General features: G+C 36.7%; 18 protein-coding genes and 1 tRNA gene. 14 read left to right on the forward strand and 5 right to left on the reverse strand.

From position 1 onward, the window contains the following. Position 1 precedes the first annotated feature (1 nt). Together fabF and BM201_RS01875 are read right to left on the reverse strand one after the other, a co-directional pair. Positions 2 to 1,255, reverse strand: coding sequence for a beta-ketoacyl-ACP synthase II (gene fabF / locus BM201_RS01870; RefSeq protein ID WP_092539696.1), 1,254 nt, complete (start codon positions 1,253 to 1,255; stop codon positions 2 to 4). Between the two features lie 16 nt (positions 1,256 to 1,271). Beyond that, positions 1,272 to 1,508, reverse strand: a complete 237-nt coding sequence (locus tag BM201_RS01875) for an acyl carrier protein (RefSeq protein WP_013069791.1) — start codon at positions 1,506 to 1,508, stop codon at positions 1,272 to 1,274. Between the two features lie 147 nt (positions 1,509 to 1,655). Between BM201_RS01875 and purN the strand changes: the two genes are divergently transcribed. The 4 genes from purN (at position 1,656) to BM201_RS01895 (ending at position 5,827) form a co-directional block, all read left to right on the forward strand. Continuing rightward, positions 1,656 to 2,255 (forward strand): phosphoribosylglycinamide formyltransferase, encoded by a 600-nt coding sequence (gene purN / locus BM201_RS01880; RefSeq protein ID WP_092539697.1) that lies wholly within the window; start codon positions 1,656 to 1,658, stop codon positions 2,253 to 2,255. A 3-nt stretch (positions 2,256 to 2,258) separates the two neighbouring features. Next, positions 2,259 to 2,720, forward strand: a complete 462-nt coding sequence (rnhA, locus tag BM201_RS01885) for a ribonuclease HI (protein ID WP_092539698.1) — start codon at positions 2,259 to 2,261, stop codon at positions 2,718 to 2,720. An 83-nt stretch (positions 2,721 to 2,803) separates the two neighbouring features. Continuing rightward, on the forward strand, positions 2,804 to 3,727 hold the full coding sequence (locus tag BM201_RS01890; RefSeq protein WP_092539699.1) for a PfkB family carbohydrate kinase: 924 nt from the start codon (positions 2,804 to 2,806) through the stop codon (positions 3,725 to 3,727). 201 nt (positions 3,728 to 3,928) lie between these two features. Next, positions 3,929 to 5,827, forward strand: coding sequence for an amidophosphoribosyltransferase (locus tag BM201_RS01895; RefSeq protein WP_092539700.1), 1,899 nt, complete (start codon positions 3,929 to 3,931; stop codon positions 5,825 to 5,827). A gap of 274 nt (positions 5,828 to 6,101) precedes the next feature. Here the strand turns inward: BM201_RS01895 and BM201_RS01900 are convergent, their stop codons facing one another. Next, positions 6,102 to 6,710: a superoxide dismutase gene (locus BM201_RS01900; RefSeq protein ID WP_092539701.1), complete on the reverse strand. Its 609-nt coding sequence runs from the start codon at positions 6,708 to 6,710 to the stop codon at positions 6,102 to 6,104. 157 nt (positions 6,711 to 6,867) lie between these two features. Between BM201_RS01900 and BM201_RS01905 the strand changes: the two genes are divergently transcribed. The 6 genes from BM201_RS01905 (at position 6,868) to BM201_RS01930 (ending at position 17,234) form a co-directional block, all read left to right on the forward strand. Beyond that, positions 6,868 to 9,990 (forward strand): UvrD-helicase domain-containing protein, encoded by a 3,123-nt coding sequence (locus BM201_RS01905; protein WP_092539702.1) that lies wholly within the window; start codon positions 6,868 to 6,870, stop codon positions 9,988 to 9,990. 41 nt (positions 9,991 to 10,031) lie between these two features. Beyond that, positions 10,032 to 11,228 carry a glycine C-acetyltransferase gene (gene kbl, locus BM201_RS01910; RefSeq protein ID WP_092539703.1) on the forward strand — a complete coding sequence of 399 codons (1,197 nt, stop codon included), beginning with the start codon at positions 10,032 to 10,034 and terminating at the stop codon, positions 11,226 to 11,228. A gap of 178 nt (positions 11,229 to 11,406) precedes the next feature. Next, positions 11,407 to 12,792 carry an OmpA family protein gene (locus BM201_RS01915; RefSeq protein ID WP_092539704.1) on the forward strand — a complete coding sequence of 462 codons (1,386 nt, stop codon included), beginning with the start codon at positions 11,407 to 11,409 and terminating at the stop codon, positions 12,790 to 12,792. Positions 12,793 to 12,885: 93 nt separating this feature from the next. Further along, the gene (locus BM201_RS01920; RefSeq protein WP_092539705.1) at positions 12,886 to 15,627 is read left to right on the forward strand and encodes a PD-(D/E)XK nuclease family protein; all 2,742 of its coding nucleotides are present in this window, start codon (positions 12,886 to 12,888) and stop codon (positions 15,625 to 15,627) included. A gap of 4 nt (positions 15,628 to 15,631) precedes the next feature. Beyond that, positions 15,632 to 16,531, forward strand: a complete 900-nt coding sequence (locus BM201_RS01925; RefSeq protein ID WP_092539706.1) for an alpha/beta hydrolase family protein — start codon at positions 15,632 to 15,634, stop codon at positions 16,529 to 16,531. Between the two features lie 127 nt (positions 16,532 to 16,658). Continuing rightward, complete coding sequence (locus BM201_RS01930) at positions 16,659 to 17,234, forward strand: DUF4468 domain-containing protein (protein WP_092539707.1); 576 nt, start codon at positions 16,659 to 16,661, stop codon at positions 17,232 to 17,234. A 27-nt stretch (positions 17,235 to 17,261) separates the two neighbouring features. On the opposite strand, the gene BM201_RS01935 is transcribed toward BM201_RS01930, so the two are convergent. Further along, positions 17,262 to 17,335 (reverse strand) — tRNA-Ala (locus tag BM201_RS01935). A 56-nt stretch (positions 17,336 to 17,391) separates the two neighbouring features. Here BM201_RS01935 and BM201_RS01940 point away from each other — a divergent pair. Then, entirely contained in the window at positions 17,392 to 17,895 is a 504-nt protein-coding gene (locus tag BM201_RS01940; protein WP_092539708.1) for a GNAT family N-acetyltransferase, read from the forward strand. Between the two features lie 24 nt (positions 17,896 to 17,919). Continuing rightward, positions 17,920 to 19,260 carry an MATE family efflux transporter gene (locus BM201_RS01945; protein ID WP_092539709.1) on the forward strand — a complete coding sequence of 447 codons (1,341 nt, stop codon included), beginning with the start codon at positions 17,920 to 17,922 and terminating at the stop codon, positions 19,258 to 19,260. Between the two features lies 1 nt (position 19,261). On the opposite strand, the gene BM201_RS01950 is transcribed toward BM201_RS01945, so the two are convergent. Then, complete coding sequence (locus tag BM201_RS01950) at positions 19,262 to 20,479, reverse strand: GAF domain-containing sensor histidine kinase (RefSeq protein WP_092539710.1); 1,218 nt, start codon at positions 20,477 to 20,479, stop codon at positions 19,262 to 19,264. Positions 20,480 to 20,601: 122 nt separating this feature from the next. Between BM201_RS01950 and BM201_RS01955 the strand changes: the two genes are divergently transcribed. Then, entirely contained in the window at positions 20,602 to 21,369 is a 768-nt protein-coding gene (locus tag BM201_RS01955; protein ID WP_092539711.1) for an enoyl-CoA hydratase/isomerase family protein, read from the forward strand. A gap of 3 nt (positions 21,370 to 21,372) precedes the next feature. Then, positions 21,373 to 21,537: a hypothetical protein gene (locus BM201_RS18070; RefSeq protein ID WP_175486956.1), complete on the forward strand. Its 165-nt coding sequence runs from the start codon at positions 21,373 to 21,375 to the stop codon at positions 21,535 to 21,537. Positions 21,538 to 21,635 lie beyond the last annotated feature (98 nt).

A 21,635-nucleotide genomic window follows, 5' to 3' on the forward strand; every position in this document is an offset into this window, starting at 1 on the left:
GTTACTCTGTTAATTTTCTAAATGCTACACAGGCATTGTGCCCGCCAAACCCAAAGGTATTACTCATCACGATATTCAATTCTCGTTCCTGAGCTTTGTTAAGGGTTAAGTTTAACGAAGGATCGATATTCTCATCAACATTCTCGTGATTGATCGTTGGTGGTACGATGCTATGCTGCATAGCAAGTACACTTGCAATACCCTCGATCGCACCGGCAGCACCAAGAAGGTGGCCCGTCATTGATTTTGTTGAATTAATATTAATATTCTTCGCGTGATCTCCAAAAACTTTAGTAATTGCTTTCAATTCAGCCACATCTCCTAGAGGAGTAGATGTTCCATGCGTGTTTATCGCATCTACATCTTCAGGCTTAATTCCGGCATTTCTTAGACAGTTTTCCATCACTCTAACAACACCGTTTCCATCTGGATGCGGAGCCGTCATGTGATAAGCGTCTGAAGAAAGACCTCCACCAATTACCTCAGCATAAATTTTAGCGCCTCTTGCTTTAGCGTGCTCATACTCTTCTAATATAAGCGCACCGGCACCTTCACCTAGTACGAAGCCATCACGAGTAGCATCAAAAGGTCTTGATGCAGTCTCTGGACTTTCGTTTCTGGTAGAAAGGGCATGCATAGCGTTAAAACCTCCCATTCCTGCAATAGTTACAGCAGCTTCTGATCCTCCTGAAACTATCACGTCGCTATATCCTAAACGGATATTATTTAATGCGTCTATCATTGCATTGGCCGAAGAAGCACAAGCTGACACCGTGGTGTAGTTTGCTCCCATAAAACCATGTTTAATAGAGATATTACCTGGGGCAATATCAGCGATCATTTTAGGAATAAAGAAAGGATTAAATCTTGGAGTACCATCTCCCGCCGCAAAGTTAAGCACTTCGTTTTGGAAGGTTTCCAATCCACCAATTCCAGCACCCCAGATTACACCTACGCGATATTTATCTACCGCTTCTAGGTCTATTCCGGAGTCTGCAATAGCTTCGTCTGAAGCTACCATGGCATATTGGGTAAATTTATCCAGTTTTCTCGCTTCTTTACGATCGAAGTGATCTAACGGATTAAAATCTTTGAGTTCACAAGCGAATTTTGTTTTGAACTTTTCGGGGTCGAAATGCGTAATAGGGCCACTACCACTTTTACCATTTACCAAGCCGTCCCAATATTCGCTAATATTGTTACCGATTGGGGTAAGGGCACCCAAGCCCGTTATTACAACTCGCTTTAACTCCATATGGTTCTTTTAATTTTTATTTTTTCGCGTCTTCAATATAAGAAATTGCTTGACCAACTGTTGCGATATTTTCAGCCTGGTCGTCTGGAATTTGAATATCGAATTCTTTTTCGAATTCCATGATTAATTCCACAGTATCTAATGAATCAGCACCTAAGTCGTTGGTGAAGCTTGCTTCATTAACAACTTCGTTCTCATCAACACCTAATTTGTCAACGATAATCGCTTTTACTCTTGATGCAATGTCAGACATAATATTTTATTTTAATTTTGATTAGGTGGCAAAAATAAAAAACTTTATTTTAAAACCGATTTTTACTTTAAAAATGTGAAGGTAATTTACATATTTTTCGATGAAAGAGGTTAACTTTATCTCCTAATAATTGTTAACAGCCTTGTTTTGAGTGATCAACCAAAAAATAATAACGTAAGAAAAATCGTCATATTTGCTTCGGGATCAGGATCAAATACTGAAAATATTATACGCTATTTCGAAAATTCTGAAAATATTAAGGTAGTAGCGGTCTTCTCGAACAAAAGAAACGCCAGAGTTTTGCGTCGCGCTTACGATTTAGATGTACAGGCATTACATTTTGATAGAGATTCCTTTTATCATTCTAATGATGTGCTTCATGTATTAAAAGACATCGATCCAGATCTTATCATTTTAGCAGGATTCTTATGGATGGTACCTAAAAATATTATTGAAAACTTCCCAAACCGTATTATTAATGTACACCCAGCTTTACTGCCAAATTACGGTGGCAAGGGAATGTATGGCATGCGTGTACACGAAGCGATCATTACTAATAAAGAGAAAGAAAGTGGTATCACGATTCATTTTGTTAATGAACATTATGATGAAGGTGAGCACATCTTCCAGGCTAAGACTATCATAGAAGAACATGACTCTCCAGAAAGTTTAGCTTCAAAAATTCACGAATTAGAGCATCATCATTTTCCTTTGGTGATCGAACAATTATTAAAAAAAGACTCCTAAGCATTGCAGGAACAGGTTCGAATTTATACTGATGGCGCTGCCCGTGGCAATCCAGGGCCAGGTGGTTATGGTATCGTAATGGAATGGGTTGGCAAATCCTACAAAAAAGAATTTGCACAGGGCTTTAAGCACACCACTAACAATCGCATGGAACTTTTAGCGGTGATCGAAGCGCTAAAAAAACTTAAAAAGCCTAATCTTAACATTAGAGTGTTTACCGACTCGAAATACGTTGCAGATGCAGTAGAAAAAAAATGGGTTTTTGGCTGGGAGAAAAAAAACTTCAAAGATCGTAAGAATGCAGATCTCTGGAAAGACTTCTTAAAAGAGTACAGGAAACATCAAATTTCGTTTACCTGGATAAAAGGTCATAACAACCACCCACAAAACGAAAGGTGCGATGCTTTGGCGGTTAAAGCTTCCAAAGAAAAGGATTTATTAGAAGACGAAGGCTTTAAAAATTAAGCTTATACTTCTTCTAATTTAACTTTTGGTTTACAGCTTGAAAAACAAACCGTATATTTGCAGCATAATTTTTGAATGCAATTATGAGCAAACTAGTTATTGTAGGAACTGTAGCCTTTGATGCTATCGAAACTCCTTTTGGAAAAACCGATAAAATTCTTGGTGGTGCGGGAACTTACATTGGCCTTTCGGCTTCAAACTTTAATGTAGATAGTGCAGTAGTCTCTGTGGTTGGTGGTGACTTTCCTCAAAAATATCTGGATCTTCTTTCTTCAAAAGACATCAATATAGATGGTATCGAAATTGTAGAAAATGGGAAGACATTTTTTTGGAGCGGTAGATATCATAACGACTTAAACTCTCGTGATACTTTAGACACTCAATTAAATGTACTTGCAGATTTTAGTCCTGTAGTTCCAGAATCTTATAAAGATGCAGAGTACGTGATGCTGGGTAATCTTCACCCACTAGTTCAACTTAGTGTGTTAGATCAGGTTAAAAATCCAAAGCTTGTAGTCTTAGATACGATGAACTTTTGGATGGACAATACCTTGGAGGAACTTAAGCAGGTAATCGCCAAAGTAGATGTAATTACTATTAACGATGAAGAAGCGAGACAACTTTCTGGTGAATTTTCTTTAGTAAAAGCAGCTAGAGTGATCGAGAAAATGGGACCAAAATATGTTGTTATTAAAAAAGGAGAGCATGGTGCTTTACTTTTCCATGACGAAAATGTATTCTTTGCCCCTGCTTTACCTTTAGAAGAAGTTTTTGATCCAACTGGAGCAGGAGATACTTTTGCCGGTGGGTTTATTGGCTACTTAGCACATACAGATGATATTTCTTTTGAAAATTTAAAAAATGCAATCATTTATGGCTCAAATCTCGCTTCGTTTTGTGTAGAGAAATTTGGAACCGAGCGAATGAAAGAGCTTTCTGAAGATGAGATAAACACGCGGCTTGAGGAGTTTAAAAAACTCACACAGTTTAAAATAGCGCTAAAATAAATAAACACGCCCTGTAATTTCAGGGCTTTTTTTGTTACTAAAATATTTCAGTATCGCTTAGCAATTATCGATATTGAACAAACAGAATAGACATTTTAATTAATTTGGAAGCACCCCGTCCCAAAATATCGGGTTCAGGAAAAATTAAAAAAATCTCGTTTTTTCGAGTAAACAAATCCCACAAGAAGCAACAATACAACTATGAGTGACGCCATTAAACACGAATGTGGAATTGCACAGGTTAGACTGTTAAAACCACTTGAATACTACAAAGAAAAATACGGTACAGCTTTTTACGGCGTAAATAAAATGTACCTTTTAATGGAAAAGCAGCATAACCGTGGGCAGGACGGCGCTGGTTTTGCGAGCATTAAACTTAACGTTCAGCCCGGGGAGCGTTACATTAGTAGAATTCGTTCTAACCAGGCACAACCAATTCAGGATATTTTCGAGCAGATCAATCAGCGTATCAACGCCGAGATGAAAGAAAATCCAGAATACGCCGATGATGTTGCGCTTCAAAAAAGAAAAATTCCTTATTTAGGGGAGCTTTTTTTAGGTCACGTTCGCTATGGTACTTTTGGAAAGAACAGTATCGAAAGTGTTCACCCTTTCCTTAGACAAAATAACTGGATGCACCGTAATCTTATCGTTGCAGGAAACTTTAACATGACCAATGTTAACCACCTTTTCAATAATCTCGTAGAACTTGGTCAGCATCCAAAAGAAAAAGCAGATACGGTGACCATCATGGAAAAAATTGGTCACTTCTTAGATTCTGAAGTTAGAAAATTATACAAAAAATTAAAGAAAGAAGGCTATAGCAAACAAGAGGCTTCTCCACATATTGCAGAACAATTAAATGTGGCTAAGATCCTTAAAAAGTCGTCTAAAAACTGGGATGGTGGTTATGCTATGGCTGGTTTAATGGGACACGGGGATTCTTTTGTGCTTCGTGACCCTGCAGGAATTCGTCCTTGTTATTACTATAAAGATGATGAAGTTGTGGTTGTAGCTTCAGAAAGACCGGTAATTCAAACTGTTTTCAATTTGAATTTTGAAGACATTAAGGAATTAGATCCGGGGCATGCCATTATCACTAAAAAGAATGGCGATGTTTCGATCACTAAGATCATCGAACCATTAGAACGAAAAGCCTGTTCTTTTGAACGTATTTATTTCTCTAGAGGAAGTGATGCTGAAATTTACAAAGAGCGTAAGATGCTTGGTAGATTATTAATGCCTGAAGTACTTAAGGCCATTAATTACGACACCATAAATACGGTTTTCTCATTTATTCCAAATACGGCTGAAACTTCTTTCTACGGAATGGTTGAAGCTGCACAGGATGAATTAAATCGCCAGAAAAACGAAGCAATTCTAGAAGAAAAGGAAAGCTTAACAGATGAGCGTCTACAGGAAATCTTAGCGCATCGTTTAAGGACGGAGAAAATCGCTATCAAAGACGTAAAACTAAGAACTTTTATTACTGAAGATAGCAGCCGTGACGATCTTGTGGCGCACGTTTATGATGTTACTTACGGTGTAATAAAGAAAGATGACAACCTGGTAATTATCGACGACAGTATTGTTAGAGGTACAACACTTAAGAAGAGTATCATTAAAATGATGGATCGTCTTAATCCTAAGCAAATCGTTGTTGTTTCTTCAGCACCGCAAATTCGTTATCCAGATTGCTACGGTATCGATATGGCTCGTCTGGAGGATCTAGTTGCTTTTAGAGCTGCTTTAGAATTACTGGAAGAAAACAACAATTCTCAATTAGTTGAAGAAGTTTATAACAAATGTAAAGAGCAAGTAAACCTTGAAGATAAGGAAGTTCAAAACTTTGTAAAAGAGATCTACGAGCCATTTACAGATGAGCAGATTTCAGAAAAAATATCTGAACTTTTAAGCGAACCAACGGTAGAAGCAGATGTAAAAGTGATCTACCAATCTGTAGATAATTTACATAAAGCCTGTCCTAAAAATCTTGGTGATTGGTACTTTACTGGAGACTATCCAACCCCTGGAGGTAACAGAGTGGTAAACAGAGCTTTTATCAACTTTTTTGAAGGAAATAAAGATAGAGCCTACTAAAAAATGTATTTCAACTATTTTATAGGTCATTTATCTAAAAGTTTTTAAACGAATACACAATATATCTATATTAGTCTTGCCATAAAATTTAAGTAGGTTAAGTTCATGGTAGATTTGGGGCAAAAAAGGTGGATAACAATCCACCTTTTTTATTTTATATACTTTTCTAAACACTCAAATTAGGTAATTTCAGCATCAATTTTTCACTATTATAAACCAAAAAAGGCCGTTCTTACGAACAGCCTCTTTCGAACTTTAACAATTAATTACTTAACTATTTTTCTTTTGCATAGCGACTTGCTACTTCTTTCCAATCGATCACGTTAAAGAACGCATCAATATAAGCAGGACGCTTATTTTGATAATTTAAATAGTAAGCATGCTCCCAAACATCAAGTCCTAAGATTGGAGTTCCTCCACAACCTACTTCAGGCATCAATGGATTATCCTGGTTTGGTGTAGAACATACTTCTAATTTTCCTCCTTCGTGAACACATAACCATGCCCATCCTGAACCAAACTGAGTGGCTGCAGCGTTAGAAAATTCTTCTTTAAAAGCTTCAAAAGAACCAAAAGCGCTATCAATAGCTTCTGCTAGCTCCCCTTCTGGCTTTCCGCCTCCATCAGGAGACATCACTTCCCAGAAAAGATTGTGGTTATAATATCCTCCACCATTATTTCTAACTCCTTTGTTAGTCATATCCAGGTTTTTAAGGATATTCTCGATAGTTTTACCATCAAGGTCAGTTCCGTCGATTGCTTTATTTAGTTTTGTGGTGTATCCACTATGATGTTTATCATGGTGAATTTCCATCGTTTTTGCATCTATATGTGGCTCTAACGCATCGAATGCGTATTTAAGCTCTGGTAACGCAAATGCCATAGTCTTATATTTTTTTAGCGATTAGTAATAAATTCACTCAAATTTAAGTATTAAGCCTTGCAATGGAAACAATTAAATGTTATAAAATACTTAAAAGCTTAGGCTTTTAGAAAATCAATTTTACCTTACCTTCAAATCACACTTTATCTTTCCAACATTGGCTAATAATTTCACAATATACAACGCTTCAGCAGGATCGGGCAAAACCTTTACCCTGGTTAAATCTTATTTAAGTTTACTTTTTAGGTCTGGCAAAACAGATAGTTATAAGAATATCCTTGCGATCACTTTTACGAATAAGGCTGTGGCCGAAATGAAAACGCGAATTGTTGAAAGTCTTTATGCTTTTACTAAAAATCCTGTTCCAGAAAGTTCAAAAGCGCTTTTAGAAGCGGTTGCAAATGAAACAGAACATTCTACGGAGGAAATTCAGCAAAAATCGGTCGCAATTTTAAAGAATATCATCCATAATTACGCGGCTTTCGAAGTTTCTACGATCGATGGATTTACACATCGCGTACTAAGAACCTTTGCTAAAGATCTTGGGTTACCCGTTAATTTTGAAGTAGAACTGGATACCGATAAAATCCTGAACGAGGCTGTAGACCGCCTGATAAATCGTACCGGAAACGACGAAAAGCTTACCAAAGTGTTGGTCGATTTTTCACTGAGCAAGGCAGATGAGGATAAAAGCTGGGATATTGGTCGGGATTTGTTAGAAATCGCTAAACTTCTGGTAAACGAGAATAATCAATTTTACTTAAAACAGCTTCAGCCAAAAACGCTGGAAGATTTTGAAACTTTCAGCAAAAAACTGAAACAACAAATCAAAAATAATCAGGCTAAAATTGGTCAAAAATCAGATCAATTTTTTGAACTGATTGCCGATAGCGGAATTGACCCAACAGATTTCAGCGGACAATATTTGCCTAAGCATTTTCTGAAATTAAAAGCCAACGAAACACCAAATTTCACTTCAAAATGGGTAGAAAAACTGGAAAATGAAGGCATTTTACCGCTAAAAAAAGGAAAAATGGCACTTGGCGATGCCATCTTACCACAAATTCTGGATTTATTTGTTCAGACTAAAAAACTTTTTTTCAGCTTAGAATTTTATACTGAAATCGGCAAACGTCTTACGCAACTTTCATTATTAAATGCCCTAAATCGAGAAATTCAGGAAATAAAAGAAGAGCGCCAAATTCTTCTAATTTCAGAATTTAATCCAATGATTAGTGCTCAAGTGAAAGACCAGCCCGCACCGTTTATTTACGAACGTTTGGGGGAGCGCTACCAAAATTATTTTATCGACGAATTTCAGGATACCTCGCAAATGCAGTGGAAAAATCTAATTCCGCTTATCGACAACAAGCTTTCGATGGAATCTCTACCTGATGAGACCTCGAGCTTAATGTTGGTGGGCGATGCCAAGCAATCGATCTATCGCTGGCGTGGCGGTAAAGCCGAACAATTTATCGATTTAAGTAATGAGGGCAATCCATTTCAGATCGAAAAACAGGTTTTTAATTTGCCTGATAATTATCGAAGCGCTGCCGAAATTGTGAATTTCAACAACCAGTTTTTTGGATATGCGGCAGATTTTCTTGGGCATCCAGAATACAGCAAACTTTTTAAACAAAGTGCCCAAAATCCTAAAAAATCGGTCTCGGGTTATGTGAATATTGGTTTTATTGAAGCTGAAAATCGTGAAGAAGAACAGGAAGTCTATCCTGAAAAAGTGATCGAAATTATTAACAACCTTGATGCAAAGGGCTTTAAGCGATCTGATATTTGTATCCTTACCCGAAGAAAATCTGAAGGTGTAGCAATCGCCTCTGCTTTAAATGAAAAAGAGATTGATGTGGTTTCTTCTGAAACGTTATTGATTTCTCGTTCGCCTGAAGTTCATTTTATCTGTGACCTTTTAAAATTTTCGATCACTCCAGAAAATAATGAGCTCAAATTATCGGTTTTCGGGTTTCTGCAGGAATATTTATTGCGACTTGAAGATCCGCACTCCGTAATTTCAGCTAAGATTAGTGAAAACGGAACCGATTTTTTTAGCTGGTTACAAGATTACGAATTCGATTTTAACCTCGATTTTTTAAATGAATACTCGGTTTACGAAAGTTGCGAATACATTATTAGAAGTTTTGGGCTGGTAAAAGATTCGAATGCTTACATTCAGTTTTTCCTGGATTTTGTTTACGAAACTACCCAAAAAGATACCGAAGGAATTCAGGGGTTTTTAGAAATTTGGGAGCAGGAAAACGAGAAACTCAGCATTATTGCTCCGCAGCAGGAAAACGCGGTGACGATCATGACGATTCACAAAGCCAAAGGACTGGAATTTCCTATTGTAATTTATCCTTTTGCAAATTCAGATTTTAAAGACACGCGAAAAGATTCACTTTGGGTGCCAAATGATGGTAATCTAAATGATATCCCGGTAAGCTACATAAACGCTTCATCCAAAATGGAAAATTGGGGCGAAATTCCCGATGCTTTATACACACAGTTACTTTTTCAGAATGAATTAGATACGTTGAATGTGTTATACGTTGCCTGCACGCGACCAGTAAAACAGCTCTATATTTTATCGAAACTCGACCTGGATCGAAGCGGCAATGAATATCCTAATAAAACTTCAGGATTGCTTATTGGTTATTTAAAGCGAAGTGGCATTTGGAACGACGAGCAATTGAATTATGAGTTCGGTGAAATAGACGCTCCAACTTCCGAAGAAAAAGAAAATTCAGGCATAACTTTACAACATTTTTATTCTTCAGCAACTCAAAATCAGGCGGTAAATATTGTGACCAGATCGGGAAGTTTATGGGATACCAAACAGCAGGAAGCGATCGAAAAAGGGGAAATTATCCATGATCTTTTAGCTGAAATTAATACCGAAAAAGATCTAAAACCGGTACTTAAAAATGCTATCGCAAACGGAGTTATTGCTGAAGAAGTCTCAGATAAGATCGAAACACTTTTACAGAATATTATTTCCCATCCAGAACTTGAAATTTATTTTTCTGAAGCCGTAAAAAATGATAACGAAAGAGATATTATTACTGAAAATGGCGAGCGATTACGCCCAGACCGTTTAAATTTTGACGGCCAGTTGGTAAGCGTTATCGATTATAAAACCGGTGCTTTTGATGCTAAACATGAACACCAGATCAATAACTACGGCGAAACACTAACAAAAATGGGATTTCACGTTGATAAGAAAATACTCGTTTACACAAACAAAGCGATTTCCCTTCGGTTTGTTTAAAAGAGATACTTAATTTTGCCAAAAATCAAATTCACCTAACTATGTACGGAGCTATTAAAGAACATCTTCAAAACGAAATAGAGGAAATTAAAGATAACGGATTGTTTAAAAGAGAGCGTATCATTACGACTCCGCAAGACGCTGTTATAAAAATAAATACCGGGCAGGAAGTTATTAACTTTTGCGCCAACAATTACCTTGGTCTTTCTTCGCATCCAGAAATTATTCAGGCTGCAAAAGATACCATGGATACCCACGGATTTGGAATGTCCAGCGTTCGATTTATCTGCGGAACTCAGGATATCCATAAAGAATTAGAGCAAAAAATTGCCGATTTCTACGGAACTGAAGACACTATTCTTTACGCTGCTTGTTTTGATGCTAACGGCGGGATTTTTGAACCATTGCTAACAAAGGAAGATGCCATCATTTCAGATTCGTTAAATCACGCCTCGATCATTGACGGTGTTCGCCTTTGTAAAGCGGCCCGCTATCGTTACCAAAATGGAGACATGGCAGATCTTGAAGCTCAACTTAAAGCCGCCAATGAAAATGGCGCTCGCTTTAAATTGATCGTTACCGATGGTGTATTTTCTATGGACGGACTTGTAGCTCCGCTAGATGAAATTTGTGACCTGGCCGATAAATATGACGCGATGGTAATGATCGACGAATGTCACGCCACCGGTTTTATTGGTGAAAAAGGAATTGGAACTTTAGAAGAAAAAGGAGTTCTTGATCGTGTAGATATTATTACCGGTACTTTAGGTAAGGCGCTTGGTGGAGCCATGGGTGGTTATACAACCGCTAAAAAAGAGATCATCGAGATCTTAAGACAACGCTCCAGACCTTATCTATTTTCAAACTCTTTAGCACCTTCTATTGTAGGCGCTTCTCTAAAAGTTTTTGAATTACTTGAAAAAGACGACAGTCTAAGAAACAAATTAAAAGAAAACACCAAATATTTTAAGCAAGGGATTAAAGATGCCGGTTTTGACATCATCGATGGTGATGCTGCTATTGTTCCGGTAATGCTTTATGATGCTAAACTTTCACAAGATATGGCCGACAAACTTTTAGAAGAAGGCATTTATGTGATTGGTTTCTTTTATCCTGTTGTACCAAAGGAAAAAGCAAGAATTAGAGTTCAATTATCTGCTGCGCATGAGAAAGAACATCTTGATAAAGCTATAGCTGCATTTACAAAAGTAGGAAAAGACTTAGGCGTAATTGATTAACTCTTTATTAGGAAATTTTAAATATATTCTTAATGAAGTTGTAAATTAAAAGCAAAATCCCTACTCAACACGAGAATATCAAGTAGATTATTAAGAAAACTTTATTACAGCAAACTTTGGCAATGGCGAAACACCACCTAATTTTGCTGTAATTAACACTTAAAACTAAACTATTGATATGAAACATCTTTCAAAATTACTTTTGTTATCGATGGTCGTGTTGGGTATAGGTTCTGCAAATGCACAGGATGAAAATAACCCATGGGCTATAGGCATTGGTACCAATGCTGTTGATTTTTATCCTACAGGAAATGGTGCTCCTCTTAGTAACGGAATGTTCGATGAATATTTTAATACTGGAGACCATTGGAATATTCTTCCATCTGTATCTCAACTAACTGTTGGTAGATATATTGGTGCTGGCTTAGTAGCAGAAATCGACGGATCTATAAACCAAATCAATGATTTCGGTGACCGTTCTGTTAACGATCTTTCTTACTACTCTGTAGACGGATCGATAAATTATTCTCTAAGAGCAATGCTAAATAATGGATGGTTTGATCCAGTTGTTGGAGTTGGTGGTGGTTACACTTGGGTTGGTGATCAGGATTCAGATGATATTGAAAACTTCGACGCTCCAACTTTAAATGGTAGCTTAGGAATCAATTTCTGGTTTACAGACAATCTTGCATTATTTGTTGAGTCTAAATACAAACATGCTTTTGAACCTGAAATGGGTCAACACTTTCAACATAGTGCTGGTATTAAGTTCATGTTTGGTGGAACAGATACAGATGGTGATGGAATCTATGACAAAGACGACGAATGTCCAGAAACTCCAGGTCTTCCAGAATTCAACGGATGTCCAGATTCAGATGGTGATGGAATCCCAGACAAAGATGATGAATGTCCAAATACTCCAGGTTTAGCTGAGTTTAACGGATGTCCTGATACTGATGGTGACGGTGTTCCAGATCCAGAAGACGAATGTCCAGAAACTCCAGGTTTAGCTGAGTTTAACGGATGTCCAGATTCAGATGGTGACGGTGTTCCAGATAAGGATGATGAATGTCCTGAAGTTGCAGGTCTTCCAGAATTTGACGGTTGTCCAGATTCAGATGGCGATGGTGTGCCAGACAAAGAAGATGAATGTCCAGATGTTGCAGGAACTGTAGCAAATAACGGATGTCCAGAGCCTACTGCAGAAGTAGTAAGCGAATTAAACGAATATTCAAATACTATTTTATTTGACTTTAATAAAGCATCGATAAGAAGCGAGTCTGAAGAAGCCTTAAATTCTATCGCTGATATCATGAAAGAATACGATCATACTACTTTCCATATCGAAGGACATACAGATAGTGTTGGTAGTGATGAATATAACCTGAAACTATCTAAAGAAAGAGCTGCTTCTGTAAGAGAATTTCTAGTTGAAGCTGGTATCCCATCTGATAGATTAACTTCTGAAGGTTACGGTGAAAGTAGACCAATCGCTACTAATAGCACTGATGCTGGTAGACAGGAAAACAGAAGAGTACAGATCTCTTTAAAGGAAGATGAGTAATTATTTATAATATTGCTAACAAACAATTGTTAGAAACACTATAAATCTCAAAAAAACGCGCTGAATGCTCAGCGCGTTTTTTATTTTTATCTTATGAAATCATTTATTCGCCAGATGCTGGAAAAACTTCAGCAAGAGGAGACTCCAATTTCAGATTTGGTATTCGTTTTACCCAGTAAGAGAGCAGGTGCTTTTTTGCTGAATGAACTTACCCAACTTACTGCTTCTACTATTTTTGCTCCCAAAATTTATAGCATAGAAGAATTTACTGAAGAAGTTTCTGGCTTAAAGTCTATAGATAACACCACTACGCTTTTCGAATTCTACGAAGTTTATCAAAAGCTTACTGAAAAGGAAGAATTAGAAAGTTTCGAAACCTTTTTGGCTTGGGCGCAAAGTTTGATCCACGATTTTAACGAAATTGATCGCTATTTAATTGATGCTGAAAAGTTTTTCGATTACCTGGCAGACATCCAGGATATTAATCACTGGTCGAAGCAAAATAGAACTGAACTTATTGAAAATTACCTGAAGTTTTGGAATCAGTTACCGCAATATTATTCAGTTTTAAAGGAAAATCTTTTTGAAAAAAAGCAAGGTTATCAGGGATTAATTTATCGCTCAGCGGCTTCAAAAATTGCGGACTATGCCGAAAAAAAATCAGCTCAAAAACATATATTCTTAGGTTTTAACGCACTAAATTCCGCAGAACAGGTCATTTTTCAGGAATTATTACAGAAAGATTTAGCGACAGTTTTTTGGGATATAGACAATGTGTTTCTAAAAGATTATCATCATGAAGCTTCTTTATTTATTCGGGAATATTTAAAAGACTGGCCATTTTATAAGGAAAATCCGCTTAATCCGGGTATCGAAGAATATCGCAAAGAAAAAGACATCGCAATTACCGGAATTCCTAAAAATATTGGGCAGGCGAAATATTTAGCTGAACTACTGGCCGATAAAAGTGAAGCCGAATTAGAAAAAACCGCCATCGTTTTAGGCGACGAAAGCTTGTTGTTACCTATTTTAAATAGTTTACCGCCCAACGTAAGAGATTTGAACATTACGATGGGATTTCCGCTTAAAAATGCACCGGTAACTTCTTTATTTAATTCACTTTTTGATCTACATAGCAAATCAGGTTCCAGCTATTACTATAAAAATGTAATTGCGATCATAAATCATCCTTCGCTGCATCAAATTTTAAAACCATATGCTTCAGCATTTATTCAGAAGATCAATAAAGAGAATACGGTATATTTGAAATTCGATGATATTGAAGCTAATTTTCCAGAAGAGCTCAAAGAATTTATTAGATGGTGTTTTAAAAGTTGGGAGAATTCGGCCAAAATCGCCATCGAGAATTTTCAGAAAATCGTTTTCAGTATAAAAAATAATTTAAAAGAAGCGCAGGCTAGTAAACTACAACTGGAATTTTTATACCATTTTCATAAGCTGTTTAATCAGCTTCAAACTTTAAATCACACCTATCCACACATTAGTAGCTTAACCGCGTTGCGTAATTTTTATAATGAGATTATGAGCACGCAAAGTTTAGATTTTCAGGGAAGGCCGTTTAAAGGTTTACAGCTTATGGGAATGTTAGAATCGCGTGCGCTGGATTTTGAAAACGTAATTATCACATCGGTTAACGAAGGCACTTTACCCTCAGGAAAATCGAATAATTCGTTTATTCCTTACGACCTTAAAAAGTCCTATAATCTGCCAACTTACCGAGAAAAAGATGCGGTGTACACCTATCACTTTTACCGACTTTTGCAGCGGGCCAGAAAAGTTACCATGCTTTATAATACAGAAAGTGGCGGATTAAATTCCGGAGAAAAAAGTAGATTTTTAACTCAGTTGGAGATTGAAAAACAACCGAAGCATAATTTAAAGATCAATACTGTTTCGCCAAAAGTGCCCAAAGTAAGTAACGAGTTGAAAGTGATTGAGAAAACCCCGGCGATGATCCAAAAATTAAAAAGTCTCGCAAATTATGGATTTTCGCCTTCAGCATTAACCAGTTACATCAGGAATCCATTAGACTTTTATTATCAATATGTTCTTGGTGTGAAAGAGGAAGAGGAAGTTGAAGAAACCGTCGCTTACAATACGCTGGGAACGGTAATCCATGACAGTTTAGAGGAGTTTTATCAGCCATTAGAAGGACAGATCTTAACTGAAGCGCATATTCTGGATTTTAGAAAACGTATTGGCCAGGAAGTCGCGACTCAATTTCATAAAACTTATACAAAATCACCAATCTTACAGGGTAAAAACTACCTAATTTTTGAAATAGCCAAGCGTTATCTATCCAACTTTTTAGACCTGGAAAGTAATCGTATTAAAAAAGGAGAAGAAATAAAGATCCTAAAGATCGAAAAAAATCTAAAGTCGAAAATCGATATTCCTGAGCTTAATTTTCCGGTATACATAAAGGGAAAGGTAGACCGTGTTGAAAATTGTAACGGTATCACCAGAATTATTGACTATAAAACTGGAAAGGTAGAACAAAGTAAAATAGAAATTGTAGATTGGGAAAACATCACTACAGATTACGACAAGTATAGCAAGAGTTTTCAGGTCCTTGCTTACGCTACCATGATGAAAAATGAAGAAAATCTTTCGCTTCCTGTTGAGGGCGGAATAATTTCCTTTAAAAACCTGAAAGCTGGTCTATTAAAATTTGCGAAAAAAGAGAATCCAAGAAGCAGAACTAAGAATTATTCGATTACAGAAGATACTTTTTTAGCCTACCAGGACCAATTAAAAAAATTAATTACTGAAATTTGTAATCCGGCGATTCCATTCACCGAAAAAGAGATTTAAGCTTATGGAAATTACGAAAAAGAAAAATGTACAGATCGAAGGAAAACATGACAAACCCATTCTTTGCGATCTGTTTTATCAAGACGATCAAAAACCAAAACCGGTGGTAATTTTTTGCCATGGTTATAAAGGTTTTAAAGATTGGGGTGCATGGGATAAAATGGCCGAAACTTTTGCTGAAAAAGGCTATTTTTTTGTGAAATTTAATTTTTCACATAACGGAACCACTCCAGAGAATCCAACCGAATTCTTAAATATCGAGGCTTTTGGTGATAATAATTATACCATCGAGCTGGATGATCTACAATCTGTGATCGATTGGATCTTATTACCAGATTTTCCAAATGCGGTCCAAGTTGATGTTAGCCATATTAATCTTATTGGGCACTCACGTGGTGGTGCCATCGCAATCATAAAAGCGGCGAACGAAAAACGAATTACCAGATTGGTAACTTTTGCTGCCCCAACAGATCTTGGAGCTAAATTTCCAACTGGCAAAGACCTCGAAAAATGGGAGAAAAAAGGCGTGCAATATATTGTAAACAGTAGAACGAAACAACAACTACCTCACCACTACCAGTTTTATAGGAATTACAAGGAAAATAAAGAGCGCCTTAATGTAAAGAATGCTACCAAAAAACTGGAAATTCCGCATTTAATTGCTCACGGAAGTAATGATACTACGGTTTCTATTTCCTGCTCTGGAGAGCTTTTTGAATGGAGCCCGATCTCAAAATTGTTACTGGTAGAAAACGCGAATCATGTTTTTGAAGCTTCTCATCCATGGGACAAAGAAGAACTTCCAGAAAAGTTACAATATTTATTAGATAGAACATTTCCATTTATCGCTGCGGAAGTTCAGGATCTTATTGATGAATATGGCGATACAGATGATGATAACTAGAGATTTGTATTTTATTCAAAAAAAATAATTTAATTTTTTGATCTAACCTCCTCCTTCTCCCACGATTGTAGGAGGTTTCTTTTTTTCTTTTCCTATTGCAATTATCTTTGAACAAAATTTGATAAAAATGAAAAGCTTCTTAATCTTTTTCCTGCTTATAAGTATCACTGCCACTGCTCAATTTAATGAAAAAGGTAATTTATACTATGAAGAGACGATCGACGTAAAAGGTAAATCTCGGCAGCAAATCAAAGAAAAACTGCATGAATGGCTTTTGGCCGAATTTACTCGAGCGAACATAAAAGCTTCAAAAAACACCAAAGATGAAATGATCGCAGACATTACTTCTAAAGTTGAAGTAAAACAAGGAACCGCGACACTGCCAATGGATATTTACTTTGGGATTCTAAGTAGTTTTAAAGATGAAGAATTTACCATTCAATTAAGTCATATCGATATTGGCCCAACCCAAACTCCGGTTAAAATTGGTTTTCCAGATTTCGAATCTTTTAAAGATGAAATGCAAGAAACTGTAAATAGATTAAGCGGTGACGCCAAAGCAAAAAATCAGGCTATTCTGGACGACGAAGAAAAAATGAAAAGCATTTACGATCGCGGATTACAAAACCATGATAACATGCTTTCTTCTGTAAAGAAATATATCAGCGGATTAGTGAATCGATTGAAAGCAGAAATAAAATAAAAAACCCCGCAAATATGCGAGGTTTTGTGGAGAATATCGGAGTCGAACCGATGACCTTTTGGCTGCCAGCCAAACGCTCTAGCCAGCTGAGCTAATCCCCCGTTTGATGCAAGCAAATTTAAAAATTTTATCCAAATAAAAAAGTTTTTTAAACCTAATGATAAAACCCGCCCTAACCGAAGATCTTACCGAGATAAAACGCTTAACTGAGCGTTGTGCGCAGGCTATGGCAGATAAAGGGATCTACCAGTGGAACGAGCATTATCCATCTAAAGAAAAGCTAGCTGCAGATATTAAAAAGAACGAATTGTATAAGCTCACAAATGCTGAAAATGAGATTATGGGAATCATAGTACTATCTCCAGAAATGGACAATGAGTATATCCCAATAAAGTGGCTTACCAAAAACGAAAACAATATTTACGTGCATCGGCTGGCTACAGATCCTATTTTTTGGGGACTGGGAAATGGAAAAAAGCTAATGGATTTTGCTGAAGATTTTGCCAAAAACCATAATTATAATTCTGTGCGTTTAGACACCTTTAGCCAGAACAAAAGAAACCACCGTTTTTACGAATCTCGAGGCTATAAAAGATTGGGCGACATTTTCTTCCCTAAACAAAGCGAACATCCGTTTCATTGTTACGAATTAGTTCTTTAAAAAAACCCGTCTATCTTTGCCAATATGGCCAAATTAGATACCTCAGCAGTAAGTTTTAAAAACATCAACAGGATTGCAATTCCCGCGATCATAGCAGGTATTGCAGAGCCTTTAATTTCGCTTACCGATATTGCAGTAATTGGAAATGTAAAAGATAACTCGGTTGAAGCTTTGGCTGCCGCTGGTATCGTAGGTTCCTTTTTATCTGCTGTGATCTGGATCCTGGCGCAAACAAAAACAGCGATCTCCGCAAAAGTGTCTCAGCATCTTGGGGCTAATCGTCTTCATGCCGTGAAAACATTAGTTCCACAAACGATCGTTTTTAATCTTTTCCTAAGTCTTTTGATCTACGGAATTACCGCTCCGCTTGCCCGACTAATTTTTAGTGCGTACAATGCTGAAGGCTTAATCCTTAATTACTCGGTAAGTTATTATCAGATTAGAGCTATTGGTTTTCCTTTAACGCTACTTACGTTTACCATTTTTGGTGTTTTTAGAGGTTTACAAAATACCTCCTGGGCTATGAAATCTAGTCTAAGCGGTGCTTTGGTGAATATTGCATTAGATTATATTTTGGTTTATGGGATCGATGGTTATATCCCGGCAATGCATCTAGAAGGTGCCGCTTATGCAAGTCTTGCTGCCCAGGCAACCATGTTTATCATCGCCTTGTGGTATTTCTTTAAAAAAACACCATTTCATTTAAAACCAAGCTTAAAACTTAATCCAGAATTTAAGCCGCTTTTGGTGATGGCAGCTAATCTTTTTTTGAGAACGCTTTCGCTAAATATCGCGATTATGCTGGCCAATGCTTATGCAACAGATTACGGCGAAAATTATATCGCAGCACAGAGTATCTTAATGAATATCTGGTTGTTTTTTAGCTTTTTTATCGATGGTTATGCCAATGCAGGTAATGCGATTGGCGGTAAACTGCTTGGCGCCAGAGACTATAAAAATCTTTGGGGCCTCAGCAAAAAGATTTCAAAATACGCAGTCTTGATCGCTTTGATCTTAATGGCCATCTGCGGAATTTTCTATGGTCAAATAGGCATTTTATTTAATAAAGACGAGGCGGTATTAGCTTTATTTGCTTCTGCTTTTTGGATCGTACTGTTAATGCAGCCCATTAATGCTATCGCTTTTATGTTCGACGGAATTTTTAAAGGTTTAGGTGAAGCGGCCTACCTACGAAACCTTCTGCTAGTAGCCACATTTTTAGGATTCACCCCGGCCTTATTAATTTCAGATTATTTTGGGTTGAAATTGTATGCAATATGGATAGGATTTTTTGTTTGGATGCTTATTAGAGCAAGCGGACTAGTAATTAAATTCCGAAGAAAATATTTAAACAAAGAGGTTTAGACTATAAAGCTTCAGCCGATTCTATATTTGATTTTAACGGCATATGAAAACTAAAACAGGTTTTCCCTTCATTTGATTCTACATAAAGATCGCCATGATGAGCTTTGGCTATTTCTGAAGCAATGTAAAGCCCAAGGCCCAACCCATTTTCGTTACTTTTAGCCTTACTTTTAAAATATGGTTTAAATAGGTTTTCCTGATGCTTTTCTAAAATTGTTTCCCCATAATTGATTACCGCAAGAGAAAACTCTGAATTTTCACTTGAGATTTCTACTTCTACAGGTTCTTTAGACTCGCTATGTTTTAAAGCATTTGTCAATAAATTAGAAAGCAATTGTGCAATTCTATTAATATCACAATCAACATCATGACTCAGGTTTATATTGGTTTCGATTAACCTGTTATCGTTTAATATTTTACTTTCTGCAATAACCTCATGCAATTCCTTTTCTAGCTCAATATTGTCACTTTTTAGATGCAGACTAATACCATCGCCTAAATTACCTTTAGCAAAATCTAAAAGATTATCTATAAGACTTTGCATCCTATAAGAAGTAGATTTAATGATTTCTGCCTGCTTTTTTGCAGCATCAGGTATTTTTGCGCTTAACAGCATATCTGCACACATTCTTGTAGTACCTATAGGATTTCTAAGATCGTGCCCTAAAACTGCGACAAATGTTTCCCGCAACTCTGCTATTTCCTGCTGTTTCTTAATCTTTCTATTAGCATGATTAAGTTTATGTATAGCTTCTAAATGAAAAGAAATTAGATCTGTATACAGCTTAAACATGTTTTTTATCCTATCGTTATTGATCTTTGCCGGTTTTGGATCGATAGCGCATAATGTTCCAAAAAAGGAACCGTCTTTTAAAAAAATAGGATATGAGATATAACTTTTAAAGCCATATTGTTGGGGTGTATGGTGATTACAAAAAATCGCGTTACTATCTACATCTTCAATGATTACAGGAATATGATGCTGCCTAATTTCATTACAAATGGTAGATCCAACATCCAGCTCGTCACCAGGTCGCAAGCCAAAATCGATATCATCTTTAGAAACTCCTGTGATCCATCGCTCTTTGGTAACTCTCGCTACGGCAACAAATCGCATATTCGAGGAGCTACTAATTACATTTAGTAATTCGTGGATTCCTGGAATCTCATTTATATCTTCGATATCTTTTCTTAGGTCTAAACTTTTTTCTGTTCCCATATAATTTGAATACGGCGGAATATACGAATTAGAAAATCTGCAACACAATTACTAACATTCTTTTGTGAAAGATGGATTCGCAAATCCTTATTAGAATTTTTACTTTTGATAAAACTTGAATTATGACGACCACACGCGAGAACGGTAGCTTATACAGTAAAATAGAAAATGGAATCGGGATTATCGAATTTGGCCATCCTGCCAGCAATAGCTTCCCAGGTGTTCTTCTAGAACGCTTAGAAAAAGCTATTTCCGAATATTCAGATAATACTGAAGTAAAAGTAATCATTCTAAAATCTGAAGGTGAAAAAGCCTTTTGCGCCGGCGCTTCTTTTGATGAGCTTATGGCTGTTGAAACGATGCAACAGGGAAAAGTATTTTTTTCGGGCTTCGCAAATGTTTTAAATGCCATGCGAAACTGTAAAAAGTTAATCATTGGTCGAATTCAGGGGAAAACAGTAGGCGGGGGCGTTGGGTTAATTGCGGCCTGTGATTATGCCATGGCTACTGAAGCTGCTTCTATAAAACTTTCAGAATTAAGTATTGGGATTGGTCCTTTTGTTATTGCTCCTGCGATCGAACGAAAAATAGGCGTTGCAGGACTTGGAGAGCTTACACTGGCTGCACACGAGTGGAAAACAGCTTATTGGGCTAAAGATAAAGGACTTTACGCTCGTGTTTTCGAAAATATTAAAGATTTAGACAAAGAAATTACCATTTTTACTGAAAAATTAGCATCTTACAACCCTCAAGCCCTACTCGAAATGAAACGCGTGCTCTGGAAAGGCACAGAGAACTGGACGACCATTTTAATGGAAAATGCTGCCATTAGTGGAGAACTGGTGTTATCTGACTTTACCCGAAATGCGCTCTCTAAATTTAAAGAATAACATATGAAAGTTTTACCATTAGACACTTTGGGTGATAAAGCAGAAATGCTAGGCGCATTTACAGGAGAAATCGCTGCTATGATGATACCATTTGCATTTTTTGTTCTTGTAGCCTTTTTAGTTTACCGTATTTTTAAAAAGAAAAAACTACATCGTGACGCACGCTAATGAAATGGACATAGGAGTTCAATTTAATAATATTTTGCTACTAATTATTCCTATCCTTGTTATTGGTTTTATGGCTTTTAAAGTCTATCGGAAAACTA

The sequence above is a fragment of the Zunongwangia mangrovi genome (assembly GCF_900112105.1).
GTDB lineage: Bacteria > Bacteroidota > Bacteroidia > Flavobacteriales > Flavobacteriaceae > Zunongwangia > Zunongwangia mangrovi.